General features: G+C 68.6%; 22 protein-coding genes. 1 reads left to right on the plus strand and 21 read right to left on the minus strand.

All coding sequences use genetic code 11. The annotated features are described in order from the left end of the window. Positions 1-35: 35 nt before the first annotated feature. Complete coding sequence (locus Q5923_RS01630; RefSeq protein ID WP_303131690.1) at positions 36-1,316, plus strand: amidohydrolase family protein; 1,281 nt, start codon at positions 36-38, stop codon at positions 1,314-1,316. A gap of 16 nt (positions 1,317-1,332) precedes the next feature. On the opposite strand, the gene Q5923_RS01635 is transcribed toward Q5923_RS01630, so the two are convergent. The 21 genes from Q5923_RS01635 to Q5923_RS01735 all read right to left on the minus strand — a co-directional run bounded on the left by Q5923_RS01635 (position 1,333) and on the right by Q5923_RS01735 (position 25,490). Continuing rightward, a complete protein-coding gene (locus tag Q5923_RS01635; RefSeq protein WP_303131691.1) occupies positions 1,333-2,010 on the minus strand; it encodes an aspartate/glutamate racemase family protein in 678 nt (225 codons plus the stop codon). A 25-nt stretch (positions 2,011-2,035) separates the two neighbouring features. Continuing rightward, positions 2,036-2,830 carry an ABC transporter ATP-binding protein gene (locus tag Q5923_RS01640; RefSeq protein WP_303131693.1) on the minus strand — a complete coding sequence of 265 codons (795 nt, stop codon included), beginning with the start codon at positions 2,828-2,830 and terminating at the stop codon, positions 2,036-2,038. Further along, positions 2,830-3,747, minus strand: a complete 918-nt coding sequence (locus Q5923_RS01645; RefSeq protein WP_303131695.1) for an ABC transporter permease — start codon at positions 3,745-3,747, stop codon at positions 2,830-2,832. Before Q5923_RS01645 ends, Q5923_RS01640 begins: the two co-directional genes overlap by 1 nt. Positions 3,748-3,844: 97 nt before the next feature. Next, positions 3,845-4,810, minus strand: a complete 966-nt coding sequence (locus Q5923_RS01650; protein ID WP_303131697.1) for an ABC transporter substrate-binding protein — start codon at positions 4,808-4,810, stop codon at positions 3,845-3,847. A gap of 145 nt (positions 4,811-4,955) precedes the next feature. Continuing rightward, a complete protein-coding gene (locus tag Q5923_RS01655; RefSeq protein WP_303131699.1) occupies positions 4,956-5,945 on the minus strand; it encodes an inorganic phosphate transporter in 990 nt (329 codons plus the stop codon). Beyond that, a complete protein-coding gene (locus Q5923_RS01660) occupies positions 5,938-6,552 on the minus strand; it encodes a DUF47 domain-containing protein (RefSeq protein ID WP_303131701.1) in 615 nt (204 codons plus the stop codon). Before Q5923_RS01660 ends, Q5923_RS01655 begins: the two co-directional genes overlap by 8 nt. A gap of 152 nt (positions 6,553-6,704) precedes the next feature. After that, positions 6,705-9,401 (minus strand): valine--tRNA ligase, encoded by a 2,697-nt coding sequence (locus tag Q5923_RS01665; protein WP_303131702.1) that lies wholly within the window; start codon positions 9,399-9,401, stop codon positions 6,705-6,707. 186 nt (positions 9,402-9,587) lie between these two features. Beyond that, the gene (locus tag Q5923_RS01670) at positions 9,588-10,709 is read right to left on the minus strand and encodes a Xaa-Pro peptidase family protein (protein WP_303131704.1); all 1,122 of its coding nucleotides are present in this window, start codon (positions 10,707-10,709) and stop codon (positions 9,588-9,590) included. 71 nt (positions 10,710-10,780) lie between these two features. Continuing rightward, complete coding sequence (locus Q5923_RS01675; protein ID WP_303131706.1) at positions 10,781-11,893, minus strand: 3-dehydroquinate synthase; 1,113 nt, start codon at positions 11,891-11,893, stop codon at positions 10,781-10,783. Next, on the minus strand, positions 11,890-12,435 hold the full coding sequence (locus tag Q5923_RS01680; protein ID WP_303131708.1) for a shikimate kinase: 546 nt from the start codon (positions 12,433-12,435) through the stop codon (positions 11,890-11,892). The genes Q5923_RS01675 and Q5923_RS01680 overlap by 4 nt, the downstream gene beginning before the upstream one ends. A gap of 57 nt (positions 12,436-12,492) precedes the next feature. Next, complete coding sequence (locus Q5923_RS01685) at positions 12,493-12,999, minus strand: YqeG family HAD IIIA-type phosphatase (protein WP_303131709.1); 507 nt, start codon at positions 12,997-12,999, stop codon at positions 12,493-12,495. Further along, on the minus strand, positions 12,989-14,251 hold the full coding sequence (gene mltG / locus Q5923_RS01690; protein ID WP_303131711.1) for an endolytic transglycosylase MltG: 1,263 nt from the start codon (positions 14,249-14,251) through the stop codon (positions 12,989-12,991). Before mltG ends, Q5923_RS01685 begins: the two co-directional genes overlap by 11 nt. A gap of 7 nt (positions 14,252-14,258) precedes the next feature. After that, positions 14,259-14,672 carry a Holliday junction resolvase RuvX gene (gene ruvX, locus Q5923_RS01695; RefSeq protein ID WP_009279065.1) on the minus strand — a complete coding sequence of 138 codons (414 nt, stop codon included), beginning with the start codon at positions 14,670-14,672 and terminating at the stop codon, positions 14,259-14,261. Positions 14,673-14,676: 4 nt separating this feature from the next. Next, entirely contained in the window at positions 14,677-17,328 is a 2,652-nt protein-coding gene (alaS, locus tag Q5923_RS01700) for an alanine--tRNA ligase (protein ID WP_303131713.1), read from the minus strand. Between the two features lie 97 nt (positions 17,329-17,425). Continuing rightward, positions 17,426-18,781: an AI-2E family transporter gene (locus Q5923_RS01705; protein ID WP_303131715.1), complete on the minus strand. Its 1,356-nt coding sequence runs from the start codon at positions 18,779-18,781 to the stop codon at positions 17,426-17,428. A gap of 17 nt (positions 18,782-18,798) precedes the next feature. Continuing rightward, entirely contained in the window at positions 18,799-19,635 is an 837-nt protein-coding gene (locus Q5923_RS01710; RefSeq protein ID WP_303131716.1) for a SigB/SigF/SigG family RNA polymerase sigma factor, read from the minus strand. Beyond that, a complete protein-coding gene (locus tag Q5923_RS01715) occupies positions 19,628-20,011 on the minus strand; it encodes a hypothetical protein (RefSeq protein WP_009279061.1) in 384 nt (127 codons plus the stop codon). The genes Q5923_RS01710 and Q5923_RS01715 overlap by 8 nt, the downstream gene beginning before the upstream one ends. Before the next feature lie 79 nt (positions 20,012-20,090). Next, positions 20,091-20,705, minus strand: a complete 615-nt coding sequence (locus Q5923_RS01720; RefSeq protein ID WP_303131719.1) for a DUF948 domain-containing protein — start codon at positions 20,703-20,705, stop codon at positions 20,091-20,093. A gap of 63 nt (positions 20,706-20,768) precedes the next feature. Continuing rightward, entirely contained in the window at positions 20,769-22,136 is a 1,368-nt protein-coding gene (locus Q5923_RS01725; RefSeq protein ID WP_303131721.1) for a replication-associated recombination protein A, read from the minus strand. 8 nt (positions 22,137-22,144) lie between these two features. Next, positions 22,145-23,380 (minus strand): deoxyguanosinetriphosphate triphosphohydrolase family protein, encoded by a 1,236-nt coding sequence (locus Q5923_RS01730; protein ID WP_303131723.1) that lies wholly within the window; start codon positions 23,378-23,380, stop codon positions 22,145-22,147. Between the two features lie 115 nt (positions 23,381-23,495). Next, positions 23,496-25,490: a GNAT family N-acetyltransferase gene (locus Q5923_RS01735; protein WP_156797621.1), complete on the minus strand. Its 1,995-nt coding sequence runs from the start codon at positions 25,488-25,490 to the stop codon at positions 23,496-23,498. Between the last annotated feature and the right edge of the window lie 101 nt (positions 25,491-25,591).

Below are 25,591 nucleotides of genomic sequence, written 5' to 3' on the forward strand. Positions count from 1 at the left end.
GTCTACGATGGCAGCGCTGACTTCGAGGAGGGGCCATGAGATACGCATTTGCCAATGCCACCGTGATCGACGGAACGCTCGAGGCTCAACCCCAGGAGGGACGCTGCGTACTCGTCGCGGACGGACGCATCGAGTCCGTCGATGCGGGCACGGCCCCCTCCGGATACCGCGTGGTCGACCTCGGGGGCAGATTCCTGCTGCCCGGCCTGATAAACATGCACGTCCACCTCGCGGGCAACGGCAGCCCGAAGTCGGGTGGCAAGGACCCCAAGAAGACGGTGGACGCCATCTTTGCCACTCCTGTCGGCGCGGCCGTCGCCCACCTCATGGTGGCCGGGTTCGCCAAAGCCGCACTCATGGGCGGCGTGACCACCGTGCGCACCGTTGGCGGCCTGCGCGACCTCGACACGCGCGTGAGGGACGAGATCGCCGCAGGCAGGAGGATCGGACCGCGCATCCTCGCCGCCAACGAGGCGGTCTCGGTGCCGGGAGGGCACATGGCCGGATCGGTCGCCGTCGCGGCGACGACCGTCGAAGAGGCCCTGGCCGCGGTCGATGCCGCCTGCGACCAGAACGCGGACCTCGTCAAGCTCATGATTACCGGCGGGGTCATGGACGCACGGGCCAAGGGAGAGCCCGGCGAGATGAAGATGCCTCCAGAGATGGTGCGTGCCTGCTGCGACCGGGCGCACGCGCGCGGTCGCATCGTGGCGGCGCACGTGGAGTCTCCCGAGGGCGTCCGCGCCGCACTCGAGGGCGGCGTCGACTCGATCGAGCACGGCGCCAGGCCGGACGAGGACACCATGGCCCTCTTCGCCGAGAGGGGTTCCTTCCTGGTGACCACGCTCTCCCCCGCCCTCCCCTATGCGCTCTTCGACAGAAGCGTCTCAGGCGCCTCCGAGATGGACCAGTTCAACGGCAAGGTCGTCTTCGACGGCATCAGGGAGTGCTCGAAGGCGGCACTTGCCGCCGGGGTGCCCGTGGCGCTCGGCAACGACGTGGGCTGCCCCTGGATCGCCCAGTACGACTTCTGGCGCGAACTCGTCTACTTCCACAAGTACGTGGGCGCAAGCAATGCGCTCGCCCTGCATACCGCAACCCTCGGCAACGCCCGGCTCGCGGGCATCGACAGGGTGACGGGCTCCGTCGAGGAAGGAAAGGACGCCGACCTCGTCGTCTGTGCGCGGAACCCCCTCGAGGACCTCAAGGCGCTTCGCGAGGTCGACATGGTCATGGCACGCGGCATCCTCGTACGGCACCCCCACGTCAGACGCAACGCCCTGCTCGACAGGGAGCTGGACAAGTTCCTGGATTAGCCTCGCGGCGCACGCGCTACCTGGCTCTAGCCTCGTCCACGAGCGCCTGGGCCTGAGCCCCCAGGGCGTCGGCCACCGGGAGCGCAAGCTCTCGACCCCGCGTGAGCGCGAGGAGCTCCGGCGCGGCCATCACGATGGCCTGGGCGCCATGCTCGACCGCCTCGCCCACGAGCTCGTCAAAACGTGCCAGGTCGTCCGCTGAGGGTTCCTCTCCCCCGGACACGCGCCCGATCACGGCGTCGACCCACTCCTTGTCCTCGTCGTTGGGCGTGAACACCGGAACGTGGCTCGCCGCGATGGGCGACTTGAAGAACTTCTCGCGCATGGTGGTGGACGTGCCAAGGAGAAGTACGCGCACATACCGCGCTGCGACGATTCTCCTCCAGCTGGCCTCGACCACGCTCAGCAGCCGCACGCTGGTCGTACCCCGCAACTCGCGGAGGACGAGGTGCGCGTCGGTCCCCACGATCGCGACGAGCTCGCAGCCACGACGCTCGAGCGACTCGACCGCAGGGGCGAGGAGCGCGACCAGGCCCTCCTTGTCGCCCTCGCCGGCGAGGGCGTTCGTCAGAGCGGCATCCACGGACGAGCGCTCGACCTGCGCGGCGGTCTCGCCCAGCTCCTCCCCGAGCACGTCCGTGAAGTGGCGCATGCCTGCCTCGCCCGTCGCCAGAACGATGCCCATCTTCCTCATGAGACCCCCGTCCGCCGGCGCGCGGCTAGCTCAGGAGCATGCGGTCGTTGGCGAGCTCGCCGCCGCTTGCCTCCTCGAACTTGAGGAGCAGGTCGTGGACCTTGAGCGCGCGCTTCTCCTCGCCGCTCACGTCGTAGATCACGTGGCCCTCGTGCATCATGATCAGGCGGCTGCCCAGGCGGATGGCGTCGTTCATGTTGTGCGTGATCATGAGGGTGGTGAGGGAGTCCCTCTCGACGACCTGGGCCGTGAGCTCAAGGACCTTCTTGGCGGTCTTGGGGTCCAGTGCCGCCGTGTGCTCGTCCAAAAGCAGGAGCTTGGGCTTCTTGAGCGTGGCCATGAGCAAGGTGAGCGCCTGGCGCTGCCCGCCCGAGAGCAGGCCGACCTTGGAGCTCAGGCGATTCTCGAGGCCCAGGTCGAGCGAGGCCAGTCGCTCCGCGTACTCGGCGCGCTCGGCCTTCCCGATGCCCCAGGACAGTCCCCTGCCCTCGCCGCGGCGGCGGGCCAGAGCCAGGTTCTCGTCGATCTGCATGTCGGCCGCGGTGCCGCGCATGGGGTCCTGGAAGACGCGCCCCAGGTAGCGGGCGCGCTGGTGCTCGGAGAGCAGGCTCACGTCGGCCCCGTCGATCTGTATGACGCCCGAGTCGGGCGGGAAGACGCCGGCTATGGCGTTGAGCAGGGTCGACTTGCCCGCCCCGTTTCCGCCGATCACGGTGACGAAGTCGCCGGGCTCGAGGTGGAGATCCACGCCGACGAGGGCGGGCTTCTCGTTGACGGTGCCCTTGTTGAAGGTCTTGCTGACGTTGGTAAGGCGCAGCATCAGCGCTCGCCTCCCTTCGAGTAGGAGCGCCTCTGCCGCTGGCGCTCGACGACGGTGGGTACCACCAGGGCAAGGGCGACGATCACGGCCGAGAGGAGCTTCATGTCGTTGGCGTCGAGGCCCATCTGGAGCACGATGGCCCTGATGAGGAAGTAGACGACGGAGCCCACGACCGCCGAGGTGAGGCGGCTGCCGAAGGCCTGGAGCTTGCCGGGGGTGAGCCGGCCCAGGACCTCGCCGATGACGATGGCGGCGAGTCCGATCACGATGGCGCCCGTGCCCATGCCGATGTCGGCGTACTTCTGGCTCTGGCAGATGAGGGCGCCCGAGAGGCCCACCAGGCCGTTGGAGAGGGCAAGCGCTATGAGCTTGGTGACGCGCACGTCGATGCCCAGGGCGCGGCACATGTCCTCGTTGTTACCCGTGGCGCGCAGGGCGGAGCCAATCTCGGTGCCGAAGAACCAGTACATGGCCGCCACCAGAGCCGCTGCCACCACGAGCCCCACGACCATGGCCGAGGCGGCCTGGTTGAGGCCCGTCAGCGCGGAGATGCGCGTGAAGACGGTGTCCACGTTGAGGAGCGGGGTGTTCGACTTGCCCATGACGCGCAGGTTGACCGACCAGAGGGCGATCTGGGTCAGGATCCCGGCCAGGATGGCGGGGATGTCGAACACAGTGTGGAGAAGCCCCGTCACCAGGCCCGCGACCACGCCGGCAAGCATGCCCAGTAGGATTGCGACCAGCGGGTCGAGCCCTAGCGAGACGGAGGCGACCGCCGCGACGCAGCCGCCCAGGGCGAAGCTGCCGTCGACCGTCAGGTCGGCGATGTCGAGCATCTTGTAGGTGACGAAGAGTCCGAGCACCATGACGCCCCAGAGGATTCCCTGAGAGACGGCACCCGTTAGAGCTGGCAGCATGCTACCCCCAAACCTGCGATGTGCCCCGGGTCGCCCCGGGGCACACGACGAACGTCAGAAACTGTCGTCCCATCCCGGGACGAGACGCGACCCGCGCCTAGGCGCCCAGCACGGAGAGGTCGACCCCGATGGCGTCGGCCGTGGCCTGGTTGGTCGCAAGGGTGCAGTCCTCCGCAGCGAGGTACTCGATGGGCATCTCGGCAGGCTTGGCCTCGCCCTTCAGGACCTTGACGGCCATCTGGCCAGCCTTGTAGCCCAGCTGGTCGTAGTTGATGCCATAGGTGGCAAGGCCGCCGTTGTCGACCATGCCCTGCTCGGCCACGATGACCGGGAGCTTGTGCTCGATCGCCACCATCGAGACCGTGGACATGCCTGCGGCGATCGTGTTGTCGGTCGGCGCGTAGGCGACGTCCACCTTGCCCACCATCGACTCGACGACCTGCTGGATCTCGTTGGAGCTCGAGACCGAGAAGCGGACGGCCTCTAGGCCGCGGGCGGAGGCGGCAGCCTCGGCGAGCGCGACCTGGACGTCGGAGTTCGACTCGGCGGTGCAGTAGAGCAGGCCGACCTTCTTCGCGGAGGGGATGAGCCTGACCAGAAGGTCGAACTGGTCCTCGACCGGCGTGAGGTCGGAGCTGCCCGTTACGTTGCCGCCCGGGGCGTCGTTGGAGGCGACGAGACCGGAGGCCGCGAAGTCGGTGATGGCCGTACCGATGACGGGAATCTGGTCGGTGGCGCCTGCGACCGCCTGCGCGGCCGGCGTGCCGATGGCGAGGATGAGGTCGTCCCCGTCGTTGACCAGCTTGGAGGCGATGGTCTGGCAGGCCGACTGGTCGTTCTGGGCGTTCTGCTGGTCGATCGTGTAGCTCAGTCCGGACTCGTCGAGCGCGCGGACGAAGCCGGCGTTCGCGGCGTCGAGGGCGGCGTGCTCGGTGAGCTGCAGCACGCCGATCTTGTAGCCCCCCTTGGAGCCCGTGCCGACGTTTCCGCAGGCAGCAAGCGCAAAGGAGGAGCATCCTCCCAGTGCCACGGCGAGAAAGGACCTTCTGCTGAGGCTGTTCATGGCAATCCCCTCTCTGAATGCACCGCAGGATGCGGCAGGCGTCTCGATGCTGTTGGTTATATCAGTTGGGCGGACGCCGATGGTTTCCTGCGTATTAAGTTATTTATGGGAAGGCTCGGGATGCCGTGCAATTCGCCCGAGAGCCCTAGAAGCGCCCCGCCACGAGGGCGAAGAGGGCGCCGAGGCACATGGTCGCCGGAAGGGTCACGACCCAGGCGGTCACGATGCTGCCGGCGACCCCCCAGCGCACGTTCTTGATGCCCTTGGCACTGCCCGCACCCATGATCGAGGTGGTGAGCACCTGCGTGGTCGACACGGGGGCGCCCAGCGCCGTCATGGCCTCGATGGCGATGGCAGAGGCCGTCTGGCAGACGAAGCCGATGGCGGGCTCCAGCTTGGTGACGCCCTGGCCCACCGTCTTCATGATGCGCTGCCCGCCGATGGCGGTCCCCAGGGCCATCATCGCCGCGCAGAGCACCTTCACCCAGAGGGGCACGCCGGCCCCGGCATCGAGCATCCCCGCCGAGACAAGGGCGATGGTGATGATGCCCATGGTCTTCTGCGCGTCGTTGTTGCCGTGGCTGTAGGCCATGAACATCGACGAGGCGACCTGGGCCTTGTGGAAGAAGGAGTTCGCGTTATGGGCCGTGACGTCGGCGAAGGCCTCGAAGGCCAGGTTCATGAAGACGAAGCCCAGGGCCAGGCCGATGAGGGGCGAGGTGAAGAGGGGGATCACGACCTTGTCCACAACCCCCTCCCAGATCACGTCCTGGGGTCCCCCCGTGAAGACCATGGTCGCGCCGATGAGGCTCCCGATGAGGGCGTGGCTCGAGCTCGAGGGAATCGAGAACCACCAGGTGAAGAGGTCCCAGGCCACGGCGCCCAGGAGGGCGGCGAGGATGACGTGGAGGCCGAGCTGCACGCTCACCAGGCCCGTGGCGATGGTCATGGCGACCTTCTCGCTCGTGAGCGCCCCCACGAAGTTCATCGCGGCCGAGCTCAGGATGGCGACGCGCGGCGAGAGGGCGCGGGTGTAGACCGTGGTCGCGATGGCATTCGCGGTGTCATGGAAGCCGTTGATGAACTCGAAGGCGAACGCTATGACGAGCACGGCGACGAGCAGCGGGCTAGGCATTCTTCATTACCACGCTATGGGCGACGTTGGAGACGTGCTTGCAGTTGTCGAGCGCATCCTCCATCTTGTCGAGCAGGCTCTTCCACTTGAGAGTGTGAATCGGGTCGTCGTGGGCGGCGAACACGGCGCCGAGCGCCTCGCGGTAGACGACGTCGCTCTGGTCCTCGAGCTCGTTGATGCGGCGCATCTGCTGGGCCACCACGGGGTCCCTCTTGAACTTGTCGAAGTGGTCGAAGAGCGTCTGGAGCTCGCGGGCGGATGCGAGGGTGAGGTCCGCCATGTCCTTGGCGGGGGCGATCATCACGTTTACGTCGTAGATCGAGAAGCGCGCCGAGACCCCCTCCATGCCGTCCACGATGTCGTCCAGGAGGGTGATGAGCGAGAAGACGTCGTCGCGGTCGAAGGGGGTGATGAAGGAGCGGTTGAGCTCATCCATCGCCTCGCCGGTGAGCTCGTCGTGCCTGCTCTCGAACTCCTTCATCTGGGGGATGAGCGACTTGGAGCTCGGCCACTCGCCCACGATCCGATCGAAGAGCTCCGCAGCCTCGACGATCATCTTCGACGACGCCCTGAAGTGATCGTAGAAGACGGCTTCCTTGCGACTCACGCGACTCATAGGCCCCTCTTCCAGGGCACGAGGCCCGTTTGGAAATTTGTCAATTTTCGGAATTTTACACCCATAGCAGAGCGCCCCGCCACCGCAAGGTGTCAGGGCGCCCGAATCTGCCTGAGGTAGCCGGAACTCCGCGAGCGGCGTGGCTAGGCGAAGTCGGCAATCTGCTGCCTGAGCGCCTCCACCATCGCCTCGAGCTCGGCCTGCTGGTTGCGCTTCTTCTCGATGACCTCAGGCGCCGCCTTGGCCACGAAGCCCTCGTTTGTCAGGGTCTTGGTCACGCTGCCCAGGTCCTTCTCGGCCTTGGCGAGGTCCTTGGCGAGGCGCGCGGCCTCGGCCTTGAGGTCAACCAGCTCCCCCACCAGCACATAGGCATCGAAGTCGCCCTCGTGCGCCACCACGGCACCCTCGGGCTTGGCGAAGCCATCGGCCACGGAGAGCACCAGCTCGCTCACGCGGCCCACCTTGCGGATGAAGCCCGCCTGGCCAGAAAGGACGTCCACCGTCTGCTGCCCACCGCAGCTCACCTCGACGCGCAGCTCCTCCTTGGGAGAGAGGCGATAGCGCGCCCTCGTGGAGCGCACCTGCGAGATGAGGCGCTTGGCCAGCTCGAAGTCCCCCTCCGCGCGCTTGTTGACGAAGCCCGCGAGCGCCTCAGGCTCGGGCCAGGCGGCCGTCATGAGGAACTCGCTCGAATGGTCGTCCAGGGCGGAGGCGGGAAGCATGTCCCACACGCTCTCGGTCACGAAGGGCATCACCGGGTGGAGCAGGCGCATGCTCACGTCGAGGACGAAGACCAGGTTGCGCTGGACCTGCAAACGCTCCGCGGCGACACCGTCCAGGAGGCGGCCCTTGCAGAGCTCGATGTACCAGTCGCAGACCTCGTTCCAGAAGAAGGACTGGATGTCACGGGCGTAGTCGCCGAACTCGTAGGCCTCGAGCTGCGAGGTCGCCGTGCGCACGGCGCGAGCGAGGCGGCTGAGCATCCAGGCGTCCTCGGGGGTCTGCGCGAGCGCGGGGCCCGGCTCGTAGCCGTCGAGGTTCATCTGGACGAAGCGGCTCGCGTTCCAGATCTTGGTCACGAACCCGCGCGCCTGCTCGGTCCGGGGGCTGTCTATGAGCGCCTTGGTCTTCTTGTCGATGTTCGCGTCGAACTTGACGTCCTGGTTGTTGGTGATGAGCGTCAGCAGGTTGAAGCGCATGGCGTCGGCGCCGTACTTCTCCATGAGCTCCATGGGGTTGACGCCGTTGCCCTTGGACTTGGACATGCGGCTGCCGTCCTTGGCCAGGATCGTCGCGTAGATGTACACGTCGTGGAAGGGCACCTCTCCCGTGAAGTAGAGGGAGCTCATGACCATGCGCGCCACCCAGAGGGCGATGATGTCACGCGCGGTGACCAGCACCTTGGTGGGGTGGTGCCCCTCCATCTGCTCCGGGTGGTCGGGCCAGCCCTGCGTGGCGAAGGTCCAGAGCTGCGAGCTGAACCAGGTGTCGAGCACGTCCTCGTCCTGGTGCACGTGGTGGCCGCCGCAGTGGGGGCACACGTCCACGTCCTCCATGAGGGCGTCCTGCCAGCCGCAGTCGTCGCAGTAGAAGACGGGGATGCGGTGGCCCCACCAGAGCTGGCGGCTGATGCACCAGTCCTTGAGGTTCTCCATCCAGGTGAGGTAGGTCTGGGTCCAGCGGTCAGGGTGGAACGTGACCTCGCCGTCCCTCACGACCTCGCAGGCACGCTCCTTGAGCTTGTCCACGGCCACGAACCACTGCTCGCTGAGCCAAGGCTCGAGGGCGGTGCCGCAGCGGTAGCAGTGCATGACGGAGTGGTCCAGCTCCTCGACGTGGTCGAGCAGCCCATGCTCCTCGAACCAGGCCACGATGGCCTTGCGGCACTCGTCGCGGTCCATGCCGCTGAACTCGCCGTAGCCCTCCACCACGTGCGCGGTCTCGTCGAAGATGTTGATCTGCTCGAGGCCGTGGGCCTGGCCCATGGCGTAGTCGTTGGGGTCATGCGCGGGGGTCACCTTGACAAATCCGGTGCCGAAGCCGGCGTCGACGTGCCAGTCCGAGAAGATGGGGATCTCGCGGTCCATGATGGGCAGGATGACCGTCTTGCCCACGAGCCCCGCCTTCTTGGGGTCGGATGGGCTCACGGCGATGCCGGTGTCGCCCAGCATGGTCTCGGGACGGGTGGTGGCCACGGTCACGTACTCGACGCCGTCCACGGGCTCCGCCAGGGGGTAGCGCAGGTACCAGAGGTGACCCTTCTCGTCCTGGTACTCCGCCTCGTCGTCCGAGATCGCGGTGCGGCAGCTGGGGCACCAGTTAACGATGCGCTTGCCGCGGTAGATCAGCCCGTCGTGGTACCAGTCGACGAAGACCTTGCGCACGGCCTTCGAGAACTCGGGACTCATGGTGAACTTCTCGTCGTCGAAGTCGATCGAGCAGCCCATGCGGCGAATCTGGCTCACGATGGTCCCGCCGTACTCGTGCGTCCAGTCCCAGCAGGCGTCGAGGAACCTCTCTCGTCCGATCTCAAGGCGAGAGATGCCCTCGGACTTGAGCTTCTTGTCCACCTTGGTCTGCGTGGCGATGCCGGCATGGTCAGTTCCCAGGATCCAGCGGGTGGAGCGGCCCCTCATGCGGTTGTAGCGCACGAAAGCGTCCTGGATGGCGTCGTCCATGGCGTGCCCCATGTGCAGGATGCCCGTGACGTTGGGGGGCGGAATCACGACGGTGCAGTCTCCCACGCCCTTGCTGCGCTGGTAGCAGCCTGCAGAGACCCAACGGTCGATGAGCGCGGGCTCGCTGGCCTGGGGGTCGTAGGTCTTGGGCATCTCTTCCACGGGTACTTCCTCTCGTCTGGCCCGGGGCACGCGTTGGCACTCGTGTCTTGAGCGCGCGCGACCTTCGGGCTGGTCAGGTCTGCGCGAGGGGCATGCCCTCGCGGCTAGCAAAGAAGAATAGCACGCAGCGGGCGGGGCCTCCCCTGCCGGGTCGACCCGCCGCGCGCCGGGTTGCCCTGTCGTGCGCTACCCCACCACGCGAAGCTCGTGGCCGGACTTGGTGAAGGGATGGTAGCCGTCCTCCCCCATGATGCCGAAGTCCTCGAGGCGCACTCCGAAGCGACCGGGCAGGTAGATGCCCGGCTCGATGGTTATCACGGAGCCGACGGGGACGGGCTTGTCATAGAGCCTCCCGAAGCTGGGCTGCTCGTGGATCTCGAGCCCCACGCCGTGGCCCAGGCCATGCTTGAAGTAGTCGCCGTAGCCGGCGTCGGTGATGACCTCGACGGCCAGGTTGTGGATGTCGCTGCCGATGCAGCCGGGCCTTGCCTCGCAAGCGCAGGTCTCGTGGGCGAGACGAACCACGTCGTAGACCCGGCGCTGCTCCTCCCCCGGCTCGCCCACGCACACGGTGCGCGTCATGTCGGAGTGGTAGTCGTGGTAGCCCGCGCCGTAGTCCATGACGACCATGTCGCCCTCCCGGACCACGTACTCGCCCGGCTGGGCGTGCGGGTTGGCGCCGTTGGGCCCCGCGGCGACGATGGTGTCAAACGAGAGCGCATCCGCGCCATGTGTGAGCATGTAGTTCTCGAGCTCGACCTTGATCTCCTGCTCGGTCATGCCCGCCTTGACGAAGGCGCAGATGTGCTCGAAGGCCGCGTCGGTGATGTCCTGCGCATGCCGCATGAGCTCGACCTCCTCGGCGTCCTTCACGATGCGCAGGCCGACGATGTCGCCGTGCATGCGCGGGACGAGGCAGGCGGTCGATTGCTTTGCGCAGGCGACGTTGAAGGCGTCGAAGAAGGCGAGGCTGCAGCTGTCCTCGATGGCCACGACGCGGGCATGCGCCATCGAGATGACGCGTGCCGCCCACTCCGCGGGGGCAACGAGCTCCATGTCGATCTGCCAGGGGGTGTCGGCACCCAGGCGCTCCTGGAAGGTGTTGAAGTAGCGGGAGTCGGTGTGAAGCCAGAGCCCGTCGGCCGTGACGACGGCCGTGTGCGCCACCTCGCCGTCGAAGGTGCGCTCGGCACCCGTGAGCCAGCGCAGGTCGGGGTTGTTCCTCAGAATCGCGGCGTCGTAGCCACGCTCCCCCATGAGCGCGCGGAAGCGCCCGACGCGTCCCGCGCAGGCCTTTGCGTCTGCCATGTTCGGTTCCTCTCTAAGCGTCCTCTGCCGCGTGGGTGCGTCGCCCGTCCCGCAGCGGCAGTTCGATCCTTCTATTCCTCGGGCAGGTGGGCGTCGCACCAGGCGGCGGCATGCTCGGCGAGCAGGCCCTCGTCGACGGAGGAGAGCCTCACGCGCCCCACGGCCTGGGGCAGCGCCAGGAGGAAGCGGTTGCTGCGCGCGAAGCGCTCCCTCCTCAGGGCCTCCACCATGGCCCCTGGCTCGAGCTCGCATTCGACGGGCTCGATGCCCAGGCGCTCGAGCAGCTCGTCCTGCACCAGCACGTCGTCCACGTCGAGCTTGCCCTCGCCGGCCGAGACGCGAGCGGAGAAGCGAAGGGCCTCCCCCAGGAGCTCCGCCTCGGATGCCGCGGGGACCAGCGGGCGCAGGGCGCGCACGAAGTCCTGCCCGTAGAAGAGCGACTGTCGCACGGCGACGGCCGTCGAGGAGGCGAGCTTCCCGCGGGCCTTGAGCAGGGAGAGGGTCTGTTCGAGCAGGACGTCCTCGTCGCCCCCCATGATCTCTGGCGTGGCGTCCCAGAGGTGCTCGAGCGCCGGCCTCGAGTCCGCGACGGCCGTGGCGGCCATCAGGGCGAGCGAGAGCCGCGTCGCCTCGGAGCCAAGCGAGAGGTCCATCACGAGGGGATCGCAGAAGAGGTAGCGGATGCCCAGCCTGAAGCTGGCGACCTCCTCCCTGCCGCCCACGTCGAGCGCGCGGGGCGAGGCAGGCACCAGGAGCATGCCCGCGAGGTCGAGCGGGATGCCCGCGAGCGGGACGCCCCCGCACCAGACCGAGCAGGCGGCCTGGGCGAGCGAGAGCTCGTCTGCGCCCCCCAGGGCGAGCGCGAGGTCGTCAGAGGTGACGCCGGCCTCCCCCAGGCCGGCCATGAGGGCGCAGAGGGCGCTCACGTCCCGGGCGCCCGCACCGGCGGGGACGTCCACGCGGGCCGCCCTGAAGCCCGCGTCGGTGACCTGCCTGCGCAGGCGCTCGACCAGCGTCTCGTCGGAGCCCTCGGGCACCACGACGGCGCAGACCTCGGGCCTTCCGGCCACCGTCTTGAGGACAGACCCCAGCCCCTCGACGAGGTCGCGGCCCACGCGCACGTCGCAGGAGCCCCCGGGCACCGAGACCCACTGCCTGACCAGCTCGGGCACCTCTTCGCTCATAGCAGACCCTTCTCCCAGAGCAGCTGGGCCGCATCGGCACAGACCTGCTCGAACGTCCTGTTCCTGATGTCTATCGTGTAGTCGGAGGTCGCCTCGTAGAGGGGCCGCCTCCGGCCGTGGAGGCTCCTGGCGCAGTCCACCGTGGCGAAGTCGGGCCTGAGTTCGGGATGCCTGAGCTGGCGCAGGGAGTCCTCGACGTCCCCGTCGAGGTAGACCACCGTGCCCATGCGGTGCATGAGCTCGCAGCTCTCCCGCCCCTCCACGATGCCGCCCCCGCAGCTCACGAGCAGGGACTTGCGATCGAGCAGGCCCCGCAGGACCTTGGCCTCGTCGCGTCGAAACGCCTCCTCGCCCTCCCGCTCGAAGATCTGGCAGACGCTGAGGCCGCGCATGCGCTCGACCATGCGGTCGGTGTCCACGTAGTCACGACGGAAGAGCCCGCCCAGGTTGCGCGCCAGGGTGGACTTGCCCGCTCCGTGAAAGCCCACGAAGAAGATGTGGTCGCAGCCCTCGTGGACCACGTACCCGCCAGCCGATGCCATAGAGCCTCTCGAGAGGAAAGATGTCTTTCGTGACGATTCTAGCATCCGAGTCCCGGGCTATTCCCCCCTGAACCGGCGGCCGCGCAGGACGGCGCGCTCCGCGACGCGCAGGAGCTGCGTGTACCAGAGGTCCTGGGTGGACTGGGGCCGGACCAGCACGGTGCGCACGCCCGCGAGGTTCCCCGCCACGACGTCGGTGAACACCTGGTCGCCCACGAGCACGGCCTGCTCGGCGGGGACGCCCACCTTGCGCAGCGCGGCATGGACGGCGAAGGGCAGGGGCTTCATGGCGTGATGCACGACCTCGCAGCCCAGCTCGCGGGCCGAGCGCTCGACCTCGGCGGAATGGAAGTTGTTCGAGACGACGCAGGTCGCCATTCCCGCCTCCCGCACGCGCCCGAGCCAGTCGAGGACCTGCGGGGACGCGACCTTCGCGTCGCGGGGCACGCAGGTGTTGTCACGGTCCAGGAGCACGCAGCGCACCCCCTCGGAGGCGAGGCGCCCGACGTCGACGAGGTCAACGGAGGCGACGTAGGCCGTTGCCTCGAAGGGACTACGAGGCATTGGAGATCGCCTGCAGGTGCTGGTCGTAGGTCTCGGAGAAGACGTGCTCGCTCTGGGTGATCCAGAAGTAGAGGTAGTTGGTGCTGGGCGGGTCCATCGCGGCCTTGATCGAGGCCAGGCTGGGCGAGCAGATGGGAGTCGGGGTCAGTCCCGCGTTGAGGTAGGTGTTGTAGGGGCTCTGGGTCTTGAGGTCGTCGGCGCTCACGGCACCGCCCGTCACGTAGCCCATCGTAGCATCGCTCTGCAGGGCCATGCCCTCCCTCATGCGGTTGTACATCACGGACGAGATGTTGCTGCGGTCCTCGTCGTTCAGGGCCTCCTTCTCGATGATGGAGGCGAGGGTGAGGATGCCGTAGTCGCTCATGTCGATGCCGTAGGTCTCCTTGATCCTCGCCTCCGCCGAGGCGAGGTCGAGGCTCGCGACCTCCTGCCCATACTGGTCGAGCATGGCGCGGATGACGGAGTCCGCCGTCGCAGGAGTGCCGCCGAAGTCGTAGGTCTTGGGGAAGAGGAAGCCCTCGAGCGAGTCGTTGGCGGCCCGCGCGAGGAAGGGGTAGTCGGCGGCGTAGTTGGAGGCCTTCGCCTGGCTGAGGAAGTCCTCGGCCGACACACCGATGCCGCTTGCGCCGACGGCCTCCGCCGTCTTCTGGAGGGTGAGGCCCTCGGCTATGGTCAGCTTGCCCGCCGCGGAGTTGGGCCCGCTCACGAGCTGCCTCACGACCTCGGACACGTTGGCGCCGGTGAGGAAGTCGTAGGAGCCGCTCTTCATGCTCGACTCCGCGCCCTGGGCCTGAACGGCCTTGAAGAACTCACCGCTGTCGCCGATGACGCCGGCATCGAGGAGGATCTGGGCAATCTGGCTGCCGCCCGAGCCCTCCGGGATGGTCACGGTGACCCTCTGCCCGGCGGCGACGGAGCCGCCCGCCTTGCCCGAGGACGAGAAGTGGCGCCAGGCGAGGGTGCCCGCACCCACGAGCAGGCCGCAGACCACCAGGAGCATGAAGGCGACCTTGGGCCAGCGACGGCGCGGACCGCCGGGCCTCTCGCCACGGGCATGAGAGCCGGCGTTTCCGGCAGCGCGACGGGTCGCGCTGACGCTCCGCTGCGAGACCCCTCCCGCATAGCCCGCCCTGCGGTCGGGCGTGGAGGACCCCCGCGAGCGACGCGTGTCACCGCCGCGGACGGGCCGGGAGCCGCGACTCGAGGGCTCGGGCGAGAAGTGCGATCCGTTGCGGGTCGGGTTGTTAGACATCAGGGACCTAATCTACTCGGGCGTCCAGCCAGGCCTGCAGGAACAGGGACGCCGCCACCATGTCGACGCGCCCGCGCATCGAGCGCTCGTCGTACCCCTGCTCACGAAGGATACGCTTGGCCTCCCTGGACGAGAGGCGCTCGTCGGCAAACTCCAGAGGAAGGCCGCAGGAAGCCGCGACCCCCCTCGCCTGCTCCATGACGCGCTCGGCCTGGGGACCCTCCTCGCCCGCAAGGGTGAGGGGGCGGCCGCACAGCAGGAGCTCGGGCTCGTAGTCCTCCAGGATGCGCCTGAAGCTGCGCGCGTTCTGGAGGACCTCCTGGGCCGGGAGCACCTTGACGGGAGAGGCGATGCTTCCGCTCGCGTCGCTCGCCGCGACGCCGATGCGCACCTCCCCTATGTCGAGGGCGAGGACCCGCATGCCGCTAGGCGCCCAGCATCTCTCGGGCGGCCTTCAGCGCCGCGTCGATTCCGGAGGCGTCGGTGCCGCCTGCCTGGGCCATGTTGGGCCTTCCGCCACCGCGGCCACCCACCAGCTGCGAGGCCTCCTTGACCACCTTGCCGGCGGAGAAGCCCAGGGCGACGGCGTCGTCGGTGGCCGCCGCGAGCAGGGCGACCTTGCCGTCTGGCATGGCGGAGGCGATGACGCAGGCGGCCTTCTGCCCGCCCATGCCGTCGCGGATGGTGTCCCAGGCGCTGCGGAGCTCCTTGCCCGAGAGGCCCTCGACGCGGGCGATGGCGCAGCGGTAGCCGCCCAGGTCGACCGCGGAGGAGATGGCCTGCGCCAGCTGGTCGCTGGAGGCACCCACCTTGGCCGCGTCCAGGCTCTTGCACGCCTCGCGGAGCTCCGCCTCTAGGGCCTCGACGCGCGCCTTGAGGTCGGACGGGCGGCACTTGAGCGACGCCGCGACGTCTTCCAGGAGCTGCAGGCGCTCGTCCACGTACTCTATGGCGCCGGCGGAGGTCACGGCCTCGAGTCTGCGGGCGTTGGACCCCACGGAGCTCTCGCTCACGATCTTGAAGAAGCCGAGGTCGGCGGTGTTGCGGGCGTGGGTGCCGCCGCAGAGCTCGCGGGAGAAGGGCCTCTCGGACTCGCCGGTCGAGACCACGCGCACGACGTCGCCGTACTTCTCGCCGAAGAGGGCGACTGCACCGGACGCCTTGGCCTCCTCGATGCCCATGATCCTGGTCACGATGGGCTCGGCGGCGAAAATCTGCGCGTTGACCAGCCCCTCGACGCGCTCGACCTCGTCCTTGGTCATGGCCTCGAAGTGCGTGAAGTCGAAGCGCAGGCGGTCGGGGGCGACGAGGGAGCCCGCCTGGCTCACGTGCTCGCCCAGGACCTGCTTGAGCGCGGCGTCCAGGAGGTGGGTCGCGGTGTGGTTGCGTCGGATGAGCTCGCGGCGACCGTGGTCGACCACGGCACGGAGCTCGCGGCCCTGGGCCACCTCACCCGCGACGACCTCCGCCACATGCCCCACAAGACCACCCTCGTGGTGGCGTGTGTCAGTGACCTGCAGGCTCAGGCCCTCTGCCAGGAGCCTGCCGGTGTCGCCCACCTGGCCGCCCATCTCGGCGTAGAAGGGAGTGCGGTCGAGGACGACCTCGACCCTCTGCCCCAGGGTGGCGGAGGGGACCTCCTCGCCGTCGCGGACGAGGGCCAGCACCCGGGCGCCCTCGAGCTCGTCGCTGTCGTAGCCCACGAACTCGGTCTGGGCGATGCGGTCGGAGAGGGAGACCCACACGTTGTTGGCCTTGCCCCAGGCGTCGCGGTTGGCCGTGGCGCGGGCGCGCTCGCGCTGGGCCTCCATGGCGCTGTCGAAGGCGCCCATGTCGATGCCATGGCCGGAGTTAGCGCAAATCTCGCGCGTAAGGTCGATGGGGAAGCCATAGGTGTCATGCAGCTTGAAGGCCACGGCGCCCGAGAGGTCCTCCCCCTCGCCCAGGGACTCGAGCTCGGTCTTGAGCATGGTCTCGCCGGCGTCCAGGGTTGCGCCGAAGCGCTCCTCCTCGGCGTTCACGATGCCGTCGATGAGGGCGCCGTTCTCCACCAGCTGCGGGTACACGTCCGCCATGAGGCTCGTGACCTCGTGGACGTAGCTGGAGAGGAAGCGGCCCTGGATGCCCAGGAGGCGTCCATGGTAGACGGCGCGGCGCAGCAGGCGGCGCAGGACGTAGCCGCGTCCCTCGTTGGAGGGCAGGATGCCGTCGCCGATCATGAACGAGACGGCGCGGCTGTGGTCCGCGACGATGCGCAGGCTCTTGTCCACGGAGCCGGACTCGTGATAGGTCACGCCTGCGAGCCGCTCGCCCACGCCGATGAGCGTGCGCAGCACGTCGCCCTCGTAGTTGGAGCCCTCGTGCTGCATGATTGCGGCGATGCGCTCCAGGCCCATGCCCGTGTCGATGTTGCGGTGGGGCAGCTCGGGCATGGAGCCGTCCTCCTGGCGGTCGTACTGGGTGAACACGAGGTTCCAGAACTCGAGGTAGCGGTCGCCGTCGTCGCCGGGCGCCTCTCCCTCGAAGTCGGGGCCCTGGTCGAAGTAGATCTCGGAGCAGGGACCGCAGGGGCCGGTGGGGCCGGCGGCCCAGAAGTTGTCCTCCTCGCCCAGCCGCGAGATGTGGTCGTAGGCGACGCCCTGGGCGTGCCAGAGCTCGATCGCCTCGTCGTCGTCCTCGAAGACGGTCATGTAGAGGCGGTCCGCGGGAAGGCCGAGGTGCTCGGGGCTGGTGATGAACTCCCAGGCCCAGGCGATGGCGTCGGCCTTGGTGTAGCCGCCGAACGAGAAGTTGCCCAGCATCTCGAAGAACGAGAGGTGGCGGGAGTCCCCGATGTTGTCGATGTCGTTCGTGCGCAGGCACTTCTGGCAGGAGGTGGCACCTATCTCCCCCATGGTCTTGGTGCCCTGGTAGTACTCCTTGAACTGGTTCATGCCGGCGTTGGCGAGGAGGAGCGAGGGGTCCTCGGGGACGAGCGAGGAGGACGGATAGAGCTTGCAGCCCTTCTCCTCGAAGAAGCGCAGGAAGTCGCTGCGAATCTGCGCGGTGGTCATGGTCTTGTAGTCAGAGCTGCTCATGCTTCTCCTTGTGGTCTTACTTGCGGCGGTGGCGCCGAGCCAACCCATATATCATACGTGGCGCGCCCTTCGAGCGCGGCTGGGAATTGCCACTCAGCTACTTCTCTTCACCGTCTGCGCCAGACCTGCCGCGCATGGCACGCCGCGCGACGTTTTGCACCCGCGCCCCCAGTCCGACCCCGGTCGCGTCCGGCCGGGGCTCGGGCCGCACCGCATGCAGGCCCTCAGGGCTCACCAGCCGCGTGCTTTCGAAGAAGCGGTCGTCGTCCAGGGCGTCGAAGGAGGGCTCGATGCGCCCCTCCTCGTCGCGGAAGGGGGTGCTCCTGAACAGCGCCCCGTCGTACGAGACGAGCTGCCGTCCGCTCTTCGACTCGAAGAAGTAGACGAAGACGCTGCGGGCCGCGGCGGTGAGCGGTATTGCCAGCGCCATGCCCAGGACCCCGCCCAAGGCGTTGCCGATCACGATGCCCAGAAGCGAGAGCGCCGGGTGCACCTTGACCGACGACTGCATGACCAGGGGAGAAACCACGTTGTCCGTCAGGTTCTGCACCACCACCGAGACGAGCAGGGCCTCGAGGGCGAGCACGGGGCTCACCGAGAGCGCGAGCAGCACGACGAGGGCGGAGGCAATCCAAGGCCCCACCACGGGCACGAAGTGGAACACGCCCATCGCGATGGCCATGAGCCCCGCGTAGGGGTGTCCCATGAGCGCGTAGCCCACGAAGGCGAGAAGCCCACCCACGAGCGAGGTGACGGTCACGCCCCTCATGTAGCCACCCACGGACCGGCTCATCACGGCGAGCAGGACGGAGATGTCCCTGCCGTGCGCGGGACCGGCGATGACCATGAGCTCGCGGGCGATCCGCGGGTAGTCCTTCGCGAACCAGTAGCCCAGGACGAGCCCGAGGAAGAGGGTGAAGAGTCCGCCCACGGCCGAGACGGCGTTGCGCACGATGCCGCTGGAGAGCCGCTCCACCAGCTCAGAGGAGGTGTTGAGGCCCAGGTTGGATATGGCGGTCACGAACTGGTCGAGGCTCTGCTGGACCTCTACGGTCTTGTCGCTGCCGAAGGACTCCCAGAACCTGCCCATGGTCGCGCGCAGCTGCGAGACGTACACGGGCGTCCTCTGCAGGACCTCGAGCAGCTGGCTCATGAAGGGCGGTCCCAGCAGGACGAAGACGAGGGACGCGACGAGGAGCACGAGCAGGAGGGAGGCGAGCGCGGCGAGCGCGCGGCCCACTCCCCTCCCCTCGAGCCAGTTGGTGATGGGGCTGCAGACGAAGCCGACGACCACCCCCACAATGAGGAGCTCCACCGCGGGCCACACGATCACGAGCGCGCGGCTGGCCAGCCAGACGGCGAGCAGGCAGCCCACGGTCGCCCAGGCCCGCAGGGCGACCCTGCGGGCCCTTTCGTCGCTGGCGCCACGGTCGTGGGCGTCGGTCTGGGGCATGAGGGCTCCCTTCCGGCCTAGCGCATGAGCCCCTCGGGGTCGATCTTCTCCTGGACCTTCTTGAGGGTGCGCCTCAGGAGGCGCGAGACCTGCACCTGGGAGATGCCGAGCCGCTTCGCGATCTCGACCTGGGTGAGGCCGTCGATGAAGCGCATGCGTATGATCTCCTGCTCGCGCGGAGAGAAGTCGCGGATGGTGTCCTCGATGACCATGCGGTCGTCAGAGGAGGCGAGCTCCTCGTCCTCGCTGGCGTAGTGGTCCAGGACCGAGGGGCTGTCGTCGTCCCCACCCGAGCTCGGCGCCTCAAGCGAGACCGAGCTGTAGGCGCTGGAGGACTCCATCGCCTCGAGCACCTCGTCCACCGTGGAGTCGAGCTCGCGGGCTATCTCCTCCACCGAGGGGCTGCGCTGCAGCTCCTTCGTGAGCTCGTCGGTCACCTGGTTGACCTTGGCCGAGAGCTCCTGCAGGCGACGGGGCACGCGCACCGACCAGCCCTTGTCGCGGAAGTGGCGCTTGATCTCTCCCGTGATGGTGGGCGTGGCGAAGGTCGTGAACTCGAGGCCGCGCTCGGGGTCGAAGCGGTCGATGGCCTTGATGAGGCCGATGGAGCCCACCTGGATGAGGTCGTCCAGCGGCTCGCCGCGGTTCTTGAACTTGGACGCGAGGAAGCGGACCAGGTTCAGGTGGCTCTCGATGAGCTGCTCGCGGGCCTCCTCGTCGCCCTCCTCCTTGTAGCGGCGGAAGAGCTCGCGCGTGCGCCCCTTGTCCCAGGCGAGCTTGCCGTGGGTGAGGCGCGCGGAGCTCCTGCGACGGCGGCGCTCGGCCGAGGCGGACGTTGCGTCGAGGCTAGGCATGGGCAACGACCGTGCCCTTCGCGAGGTGCAGGACGCCCTCCTCGGTGATGTCGAACTCGTCGCAGATGGCCGAGAGGAGCAGGCCCACCATCTCGAGGCCATCCTCCCCTGCGCCCCCCTCCGACTCGTCGGGCTCGCCCTCGCCCAGCACGAAGTCCATGCGCACGGCACGCTCGCCCAGGCGGAAACTGATGTCGCAGGACTCGGGACGGGTCGCGCAGCAGTAGACGAAGCCCTCCTCGGCGGCCATGCGGACGTCCTCCACGTCGTCCACGCTCATGTCGCAGGCGACGGCGAGGCTCGCCGCGGTCATGCGCACGGCGCGCGCGTACTTCGCCTCGGCGGGAACGCTCAGGCGAACCATGTTCTCGGTCATTTCTCTCCTTGTCAGGGGGCGCTGTCAGGCGACGCCCGCGTGGTGTGTGGTCGATCCTCGGCTGGGAAGGAGGCCGATGCTACTCCTCGGCGTCGTCCTCGTTCGTGGTGGCGTCGCCGCCCTCGCCCGCCCCCTCTTCCACCTTGGGGCCGCCATCCTTGGGGTCGTCACCCTTGGGACTGCCGTAGGTCACGTACCCCGTGGGCTCCTTGGCGTGATGCGGAGAGGAGGCCGGGCCGCCCGCGAGGGAGGCGTCGTCCGCAGGGGCGAGCTTGGCCGAGCCGCGCTCGCCAGGCACGTGGGCGAGGCGTGAAACGATTCCGTTCACCGAGTTCGCCGCGTTGTTGGCGACCTTGGTCACGGCGTCGGTCACGCCGACGGCGGTGCCGGACACGGTGGAGACGTCGCCCAGGATGCCGTTCACGCGCTCGAGGCTGACGTTTGCCTGCGTCACGGCGACGTCGAGCTTCGCCGCGATGGGGTCGGCCTGCTTCAGCGCGGGCTGCAGCTCGTCCATGACGCCGTCCAGCTTCGAGATGATGGGCTGCACCTGCTCGATCGTCTCGTTCGCAGACCTCGTCACCTCCTCGACGGAGGAACGGGCCTTCCTGAGGGTGAGCGCCAGCTCGACGACCGCCCATATCGCCGCGGCCACGAGTGCCAGGATCAAGATGCCAAGAGGTGTGAGGTCCATGACCTGCCCTTCCCTAGTGCGTGGGCCGCAACGCACGGCGCGGCCACGTGGTCGGGTCCAATTCTAGCCGTTCGTGCCGTCCTGGTCAGGACGGCCGTCCTGCGCGCCAAGATGGTCCCTTCCCGCAGCCTCCATGCGCCAGGCCTCCCAGCCCCTCGGCCCCGGATGGTAGAAGTCGCCCCGCGAGAGCCCGTCGGGAAGGTACTGCTGGGGCACCCAACCCGCCGGGAAGTCGTGGGGGTACAGGTAGGCGCCATAGCCCTCGGAACCCGGGCGATGGCGGTCGCGCAGGTGGCTAGGCACCTCCCGACGTGGCCCCTCGCGCGCCTCGCGCAGGGCGGCGTCGACGCCCGCCTCGGCGGCGTTGGACTTCGGGGCGAGCGCCATGTAGGTGGCCGCCTGTGCCAGGTTGATGCGGCACTCCGGGTATCCGATGACCTCGGTCGCCCTGAAGGCGGCCTCGGCCACGAGGAGGGCCTGGGGGTCGGCGTTGCCTATGTCCTCGGAGGCGAGGATGAAGATGCGGCGCGCGATGAACTTGGGGTCCTCGCCCGCGTCGATCATGCGGGCGAGCCAGTAGAGGGCCGCGTCGGGGTCGCTCCCGCGCATCGACTTGATGAAGGCGGAGATGACGTCGTAGTGCATGTCGCCGGACTTGTCGTAGCTGAGGCCGCGGCGGGGGTTCGCCTCGCGCACGTGCTCGGAGGTGATGGCAAGGGGGTGGGAGGGGTCGGCCTCGGCGGGGTCTCCGGTGGGAAGGGCCATCTGGCTCGCGAGCTCGAGCGAGGTGAGGGCGGCGCGGCCATCTCCCCCGGCCAGGGTCACGATGTCGCGCAGCGCCTCGTCCTCGAGGGCGAAGGCGCCAGCCAGGCCCTGGGGGTCCGCCACCGCCCGCAGGACCAGCGTGCGCAGCGACTCGTCGTCGAGGGGCTGGAGCTCGACCACCCGCGAGCGGCTGATGAGCGCTGAGTTGACCTCGAAGTAGGGGTTCTCGGTCGTGGCACCCACGAGGACGACCACGCGGTCCTCCACGGCGTGCAGCAGCGCGTCCTGCTGCGAGCGGTTGAAGCGGTGGATCTCGTCCACGAAGAGGATGGTGCGCCTTCCCTGGACGAGTAGGCGGCTCTCCGCCGCGTCCACCTCGCGACGGAGGTCCTTCACCGTGCCCGTCACGGCCGAGACCTCGACGAACTCGGCATGGGTGCCATTGGCGATGATCCGCGCGAGCGTGGTCTTGCCCGTGCCGGCGGGCCCGTAGAGGAGGACGGACGAGAGCGTGTCGTGCTCTATGGCCCGCCTCAGCCACGACCCCTCCCCCACGGCCTGCTCCTGGCCCACGAACTCGTCGAGGGTCTGAGGCCGCATTCGCACGGCGAGAGGGGCGTTGGCCTTGCGCTTGTAGCGCTCGACGCTTGAGAAGAGGGTGTCCATGTGGCCCTCTACGCCCGCACGCCGTCGAAGTAGCGCCGCCTGGGGAAGAGCGACCTAGCCTCGGGGAAGGTCTCCTGGCAGATCGCCACGAAGTAGTCGTCGGTCATGGCGCTGATGAAGTCGCAGACGGTCTGGTCGGGGTCCGTCTCCCAGTCGTACTCGCGCCCGTAGTGGCCCAGGTGCCGCTGGAGCGGGAGCACGTGGTGCTGGAACACGGCGCTGCCCTCGTCACCCTCGGCCAGGGCATCCAGCTCGTGCTCGTAGAGGCGGTGGAAGTACTCCCCCACCTCGCGCGAGAAGTCGCCGTTGACCTCCGCCGAGCGGTAGATCTTCTGGTAGTTCTCGCGCTTCGCGCGCCTGAGCTCGGCGAACCCCTCCACGCTCAGGGCGATGCGGTCCTTGCCCAGGCTGTTCTCGACCACGTCGGCCACGAAGGCCGAGAGCGCCCACGCGTTGTAGGCGCCTCCCAGGCCGTCGTCGAAGCTGTCCTCGTCGCAGATGCCGGCGCGGATGGCGTCCTGCCGGTCCTTGCCCACGTAGGCGATGATGTCCGACACGCGGACGACGCAGCCCTCGAGGGTCATGGGGCGCAGGCGCCCGATGGCATCCTCGCCCGTCTCCCAGCAGCCCGCCACCACGCGGTCGAAGGTGTCGAAGTTGGTGAGCCCGCTGGTCTCGAGCCGCTGCTGCTCGAACTCGCCGTTGTGGCAGATCACGCCGTCGAGGGTCTGGAGCGAGAGGTTGCGCCCGTAGAGGCGGTCGAGCACGCGCACGCTCTGCACGTTGTGGAAGAACCAGCGCCCCGTGCGCTCGTGGAAGACGTCGTTGAGGCACTTCTCGCCCACGTGGCCGAAGGGCGTGTGCCCCAGGTCGTGGCCCAGGGCTATGGCCTCGATGAGGTCCAGGTTGAGCCCCAGGACGCGGCCGATGTCCCGCGCGACCCTGCCCACGAGCTGCTCGTGGAGACCGCGGCGGCAGAGGTCGTCGTTGGGCCTGAACGAGAAGACCTGGGTCTTTCCGTTGAGCCTGTTGTAGGCGGGGATGTGGAGGATCTTCTCCGTGTCGCGCACGAAGGCGGGGCGCAGGGCGCTGTCCTGGTCGCGCTCGTCGTCGCGGCGGATCGCCGCGAGGTCCGAGGTCGCGTAGTGCGAGAGCGTGCCCGACGCGCGCTGCTCGCGCACGCGCGCGGCCGCCTCGTCGGAAAGGCGCCCCGTGAGCAGCGGCGCCAGCCTGTTGGTCTGCATGGTCCCTCCCGGCATGGCCTCGACCGTCAGGGACGCGAGCCTGCGCGCTGCACCTGGGCGACGTCAGCCATGTGATAGCTGTCTTCTGACGCCCAGTATAGGAGCAGCCTGGGACCTAGTGCCTGGGGCCGTCCCCCGCACATGCCGGTGGCTCGTCCGTCTGCGCGGTATCTCCACCTTGCGCGGGCTCCTCGCCCGCACCGTGGGCCCAGCCGTCGCCGGCCCCCTCAGGCGCGACCACCTCCCCCGCCTCGGGAGCGCGGGATATGTAGCAGCTCTCGTTGGCAGCCTGGACCTTGAGACCAAGGCGTCGCTGCAGCCTGAGGGAGTCCCTGTTCTCCGGCCACACCTCGCACCAGGGCCTGAGGCCACGCGCCAGCTGGTCCTCGATCTTGGCGCGCTCGAGCGCCTCTCCCCAGCCCCTGCCCCTGTGCTCGGGGAAGACCTCCAACATGCCCATGGAGCCACCGGGGTGCTCGCCCACGAACCCCACCAGCTCGCCGCCCTCGAAGCCCCCCAGCAGGAGTCCCTGCTTGAGCAGCCCCTCGAGCTCCCCTTGGCGCAGGTACTCCGGGTGGGAGTAGCGCTCCCTCACGACACTCGCGAAGGAGGCGTCAAGGGGACGGACCTCGCGCGGACGAGAGGGACGGTGCCCCTTCGCCGCTGGCTTGGGCCGCCCCTGACACACGCAGATGCTCACGGGGCTCACGGACTCGAGCCCCAGGGTGAGGCACACGTCGCGAACGAGCGCCGGCTCGAGGCAGTACACGAGCTCGACGTCGTCCAGCATGAGCAGGACGTCGTGCGCGAGCTCCCGGTCGCGGCCCCAGATGGTGACCTGGCCGGGCACCAGCGAGAGGGCCACGCAGCCCTCCTCCGCGAACAGCACCTCTCCGATGCCCCTCCTCAGCTCCTCCTGCAGGGGGAAGCAGCGCCGCGGCGCGCCCTCGAGCAGGGTTTGCGCCCGCGTGCGGCGCTCCTCCACGTCGCCTCGCCGCATCATCATGCGAACCCAGAGCCTGCGTGCGAGCTGGCGCGAGCCCTCTGCGTTGGGATGCTCGAAGCCGTCCGCCATGAGCGAGGCCCTGTGGTCCAGCAGCCGCCCCCCGTCCAGGAGGGTCATCTGGTCGTGCGGGGCGCAGTGGGCCGCCAGGAAGAGGGGCACGCTCCGCCAGCAGCTCATGGAGTGGGAGGGGTAGGCCTCCTCGTCGTGCCAGAGGGGCGACATGACCCAGATGGGGACCCTAGACCAGAGGCGCGAGAGCTCGAGCAGGTAGCCCCTGACGTCGCGCGTCACCAGGCGCTCGCGGCAGGGCTCGTAGCGATAGTTTGCCCCCAGCTCCACGACGATGCAGGCGGGGTCGACCGCCTGGGCGAGCCCCAGGAGCGTCCCCGGCTGGAACACCTGCCCACCTATGCCCTGGTTCACGAGGTCCAGGTCCAGGCGGGACGCCAGGAGGGCGGGCCAGGCCTGGAAGGGGTCGTCCGAGACGAACCCCTGGGCGATTGAGTCCCCCAGGACGAGGAGCTCCCGACGGGCGGCGACCCCCCTCACGAAGCTCCCGTTGCCCACGACGTCGCGAAGCCGGCATCCGCGCAGGCAGGGAAGCCAGATGCGCACGTGGTGCGTGTCTCCCATGCCGGGGAGCTGCATGACGCCATCGGCCGGGGCGGCGTCGGGGTCGTCGAGCGAGAAGACCACGCAGTCGTCGTCGCCGGAGGGCTGTCGCAGGCCCAGGTGCCTGCCGTCCACCTCGCAGGAAACGCCGTCGTGAGGGAACGCCTCCCCCTCAGGGTCCACGTAGTCGAGCACCGCACGGGTGCCCCGGGGCTCGTCGTCGAGCAGGAGCTCGAGGGCGACCTCTGACGAGTCCGTCGTGAACTCGAGCGTCACGCCGGCGGTCGTGCGGGCCATCTGGCGGTACAGGCCGGGGTGCCAGGCCTGGCAGCTCCCCAGGGCGCGCATCTGGATGGGCGAGAAGCGCCAGGGCCGCACCCAGCCCTCTCCCTCGTCGCTCGTCCTCAGGGCGCCATGCAGGAGCTCGCGCGCGCTCGCCGAGGCAAGCGTCCGCTGCGATCCGGGCGTCATGTCCATGTCACGAAGCCTCATCGACGTCTCTCTCGTTTGAGCTGCGGTCATCGCCGTTGGGCACTGGCATTCTCTCAGAGCGTGCCGACGTCAGGCAAGGATGGCGCAAAAAAGCCAGGAGC

Source organism: uncultured Olsenella sp. (genome assembly GCF_959602185.1).
In the GTDB taxonomy this organism is placed as follows: Bacteria; Actinomycetota; Coriobacteriia; order Coriobacteriales; family Atopobiaceae; genus Olsenella_I; species Olsenella_I phocaeensis.

Bases quoted from the DNA above. Each gene is read 5' to 3' on its own strand.
- Q5923_RS01630 (WP_303131690.1), top strand. From the start codon at position 36: ATGAGATACGCATTTGCCAATGCCACCGTGATCGACGGAACGCTCGAG.
- Q5923_RS01635 (WP_303131691.1), bottom strand. From the start codon at position 2,010: ATGAGGAAGATGGGCATCGTTCTGGCGACGGGCGAGGCAGGCATGCGC.
- Q5923_RS01640 (WP_303131693.1), bottom strand. From the start codon at position 2,830: ATGCTGCGCCTTACCAACGTCAGCAAGACCTTCAACAAGGGCACCGTC.
- Q5923_RS01645 (WP_303131695.1), bottom strand. From the start codon at position 3,747: ATGCTGCCAGCTCTAACGGGTGCCGTCTCTCAGGGAATCCTCTGGGGC.
- Q5923_RS01650 (WP_303131697.1), bottom strand. From the start codon at position 4,810: ATGAACAGCCTCAGCAGAAGGTCCTTTCTCGCCGTGGCACTGGGAGGA.
- Q5923_RS01655 (WP_303131699.1), bottom strand. From the start codon at position 5,945: ATGCCTAGCCCGCTGCTCGTCGCCGTGCTCGTCATAGCGTTCGCCTTC.
- Q5923_RS01670 (WP_303131704.1), bottom strand. From the start codon at position 10,709: ATGGCAGACGCAAAGGCCTGCGCGGGACGCGTCGGGCGCTTCCGCGCG.
- Q5923_RS01675 (WP_303131706.1), bottom strand. From the start codon at position 11,893: ATGAGCGAAGAGGTGCCCGAGCTGGTCAGGCAGTGGGTCTCGGTGCCC.
- Q5923_RS01680 (WP_303131708.1), bottom strand. From the start codon at position 12,435: ATGGCATCGGCTGGCGGGTACGTGGTCCACGAGGGCTGCGACCACATC.
- Q5923_RS01685 (WP_303131709.1), bottom strand. From the start codon at position 12,999: ATGCCTCGTAGTCCCTTCGAGGCAACGGCCTACGTCGCCTCCGTTGAC.
- mltG (WP_303131711.1), bottom strand. From the start codon at position 14,251: ATGTCTAACAACCCGACCCGCAACGGATCGCACTTCTCGCCCGAGCCC.
- ruvX (WP_009279065.1), bottom strand. From the start codon at position 14,672: ATGCGGGTCCTCGCCCTCGACATAGGGGAGGTGCGCATCGGCGTCGCG.
- alaS (WP_303131713.1), bottom strand. From the start codon at position 17,328: ATGAGCAGCTCTGACTACAAGACCATGACCACCGCGCAGATTCGCAGC.
- Q5923_RS01705 (WP_303131715.1), bottom strand. From the start codon at position 18,781: ATGCCCCAGACCGACGCCCACGACCGTGGCGCCAGCGACGAAAGGGCC.
- Q5923_RS01710 (WP_303131716.1), bottom strand. From the start codon at position 19,635: ATGCCTAGCCTCGACGCAACGTCCGCCTCGGCCGAGCGCCGCCGTCGC.
- Q5923_RS01715 (WP_009279061.1), bottom strand. From the start codon at position 20,011: ATGACCGAGAACATGGTTCGCCTGAGCGTTCCCGCCGAGGCGAAGTAC.
- Q5923_RS01720 (WP_303131719.1), bottom strand. From the start codon at position 20,705: ATGGACCTCACACCTCTTGGCATCTTGATCCTGGCACTCGTGGCCGCG.
- Q5923_RS01725 (WP_303131721.1), bottom strand. From the start codon at position 22,136: ATGGACACCCTCTTCTCAAGCGTCGAGCGCTACAAGCGCAAGGCCAAC.
- Q5923_RS01730 (WP_303131723.1), bottom strand. From the start codon at position 23,380: ATGCAGACCAACAGGCTGGCGCCGCTGCTCACGGGGCGCCTTTCCGAC.
- Q5923_RS01735 (WP_156797621.1), bottom strand. From the start codon at position 25,490: ATGAGGCTTCGTGACATGGACATGACGCCCGGATCGCAGCGGACGCTT.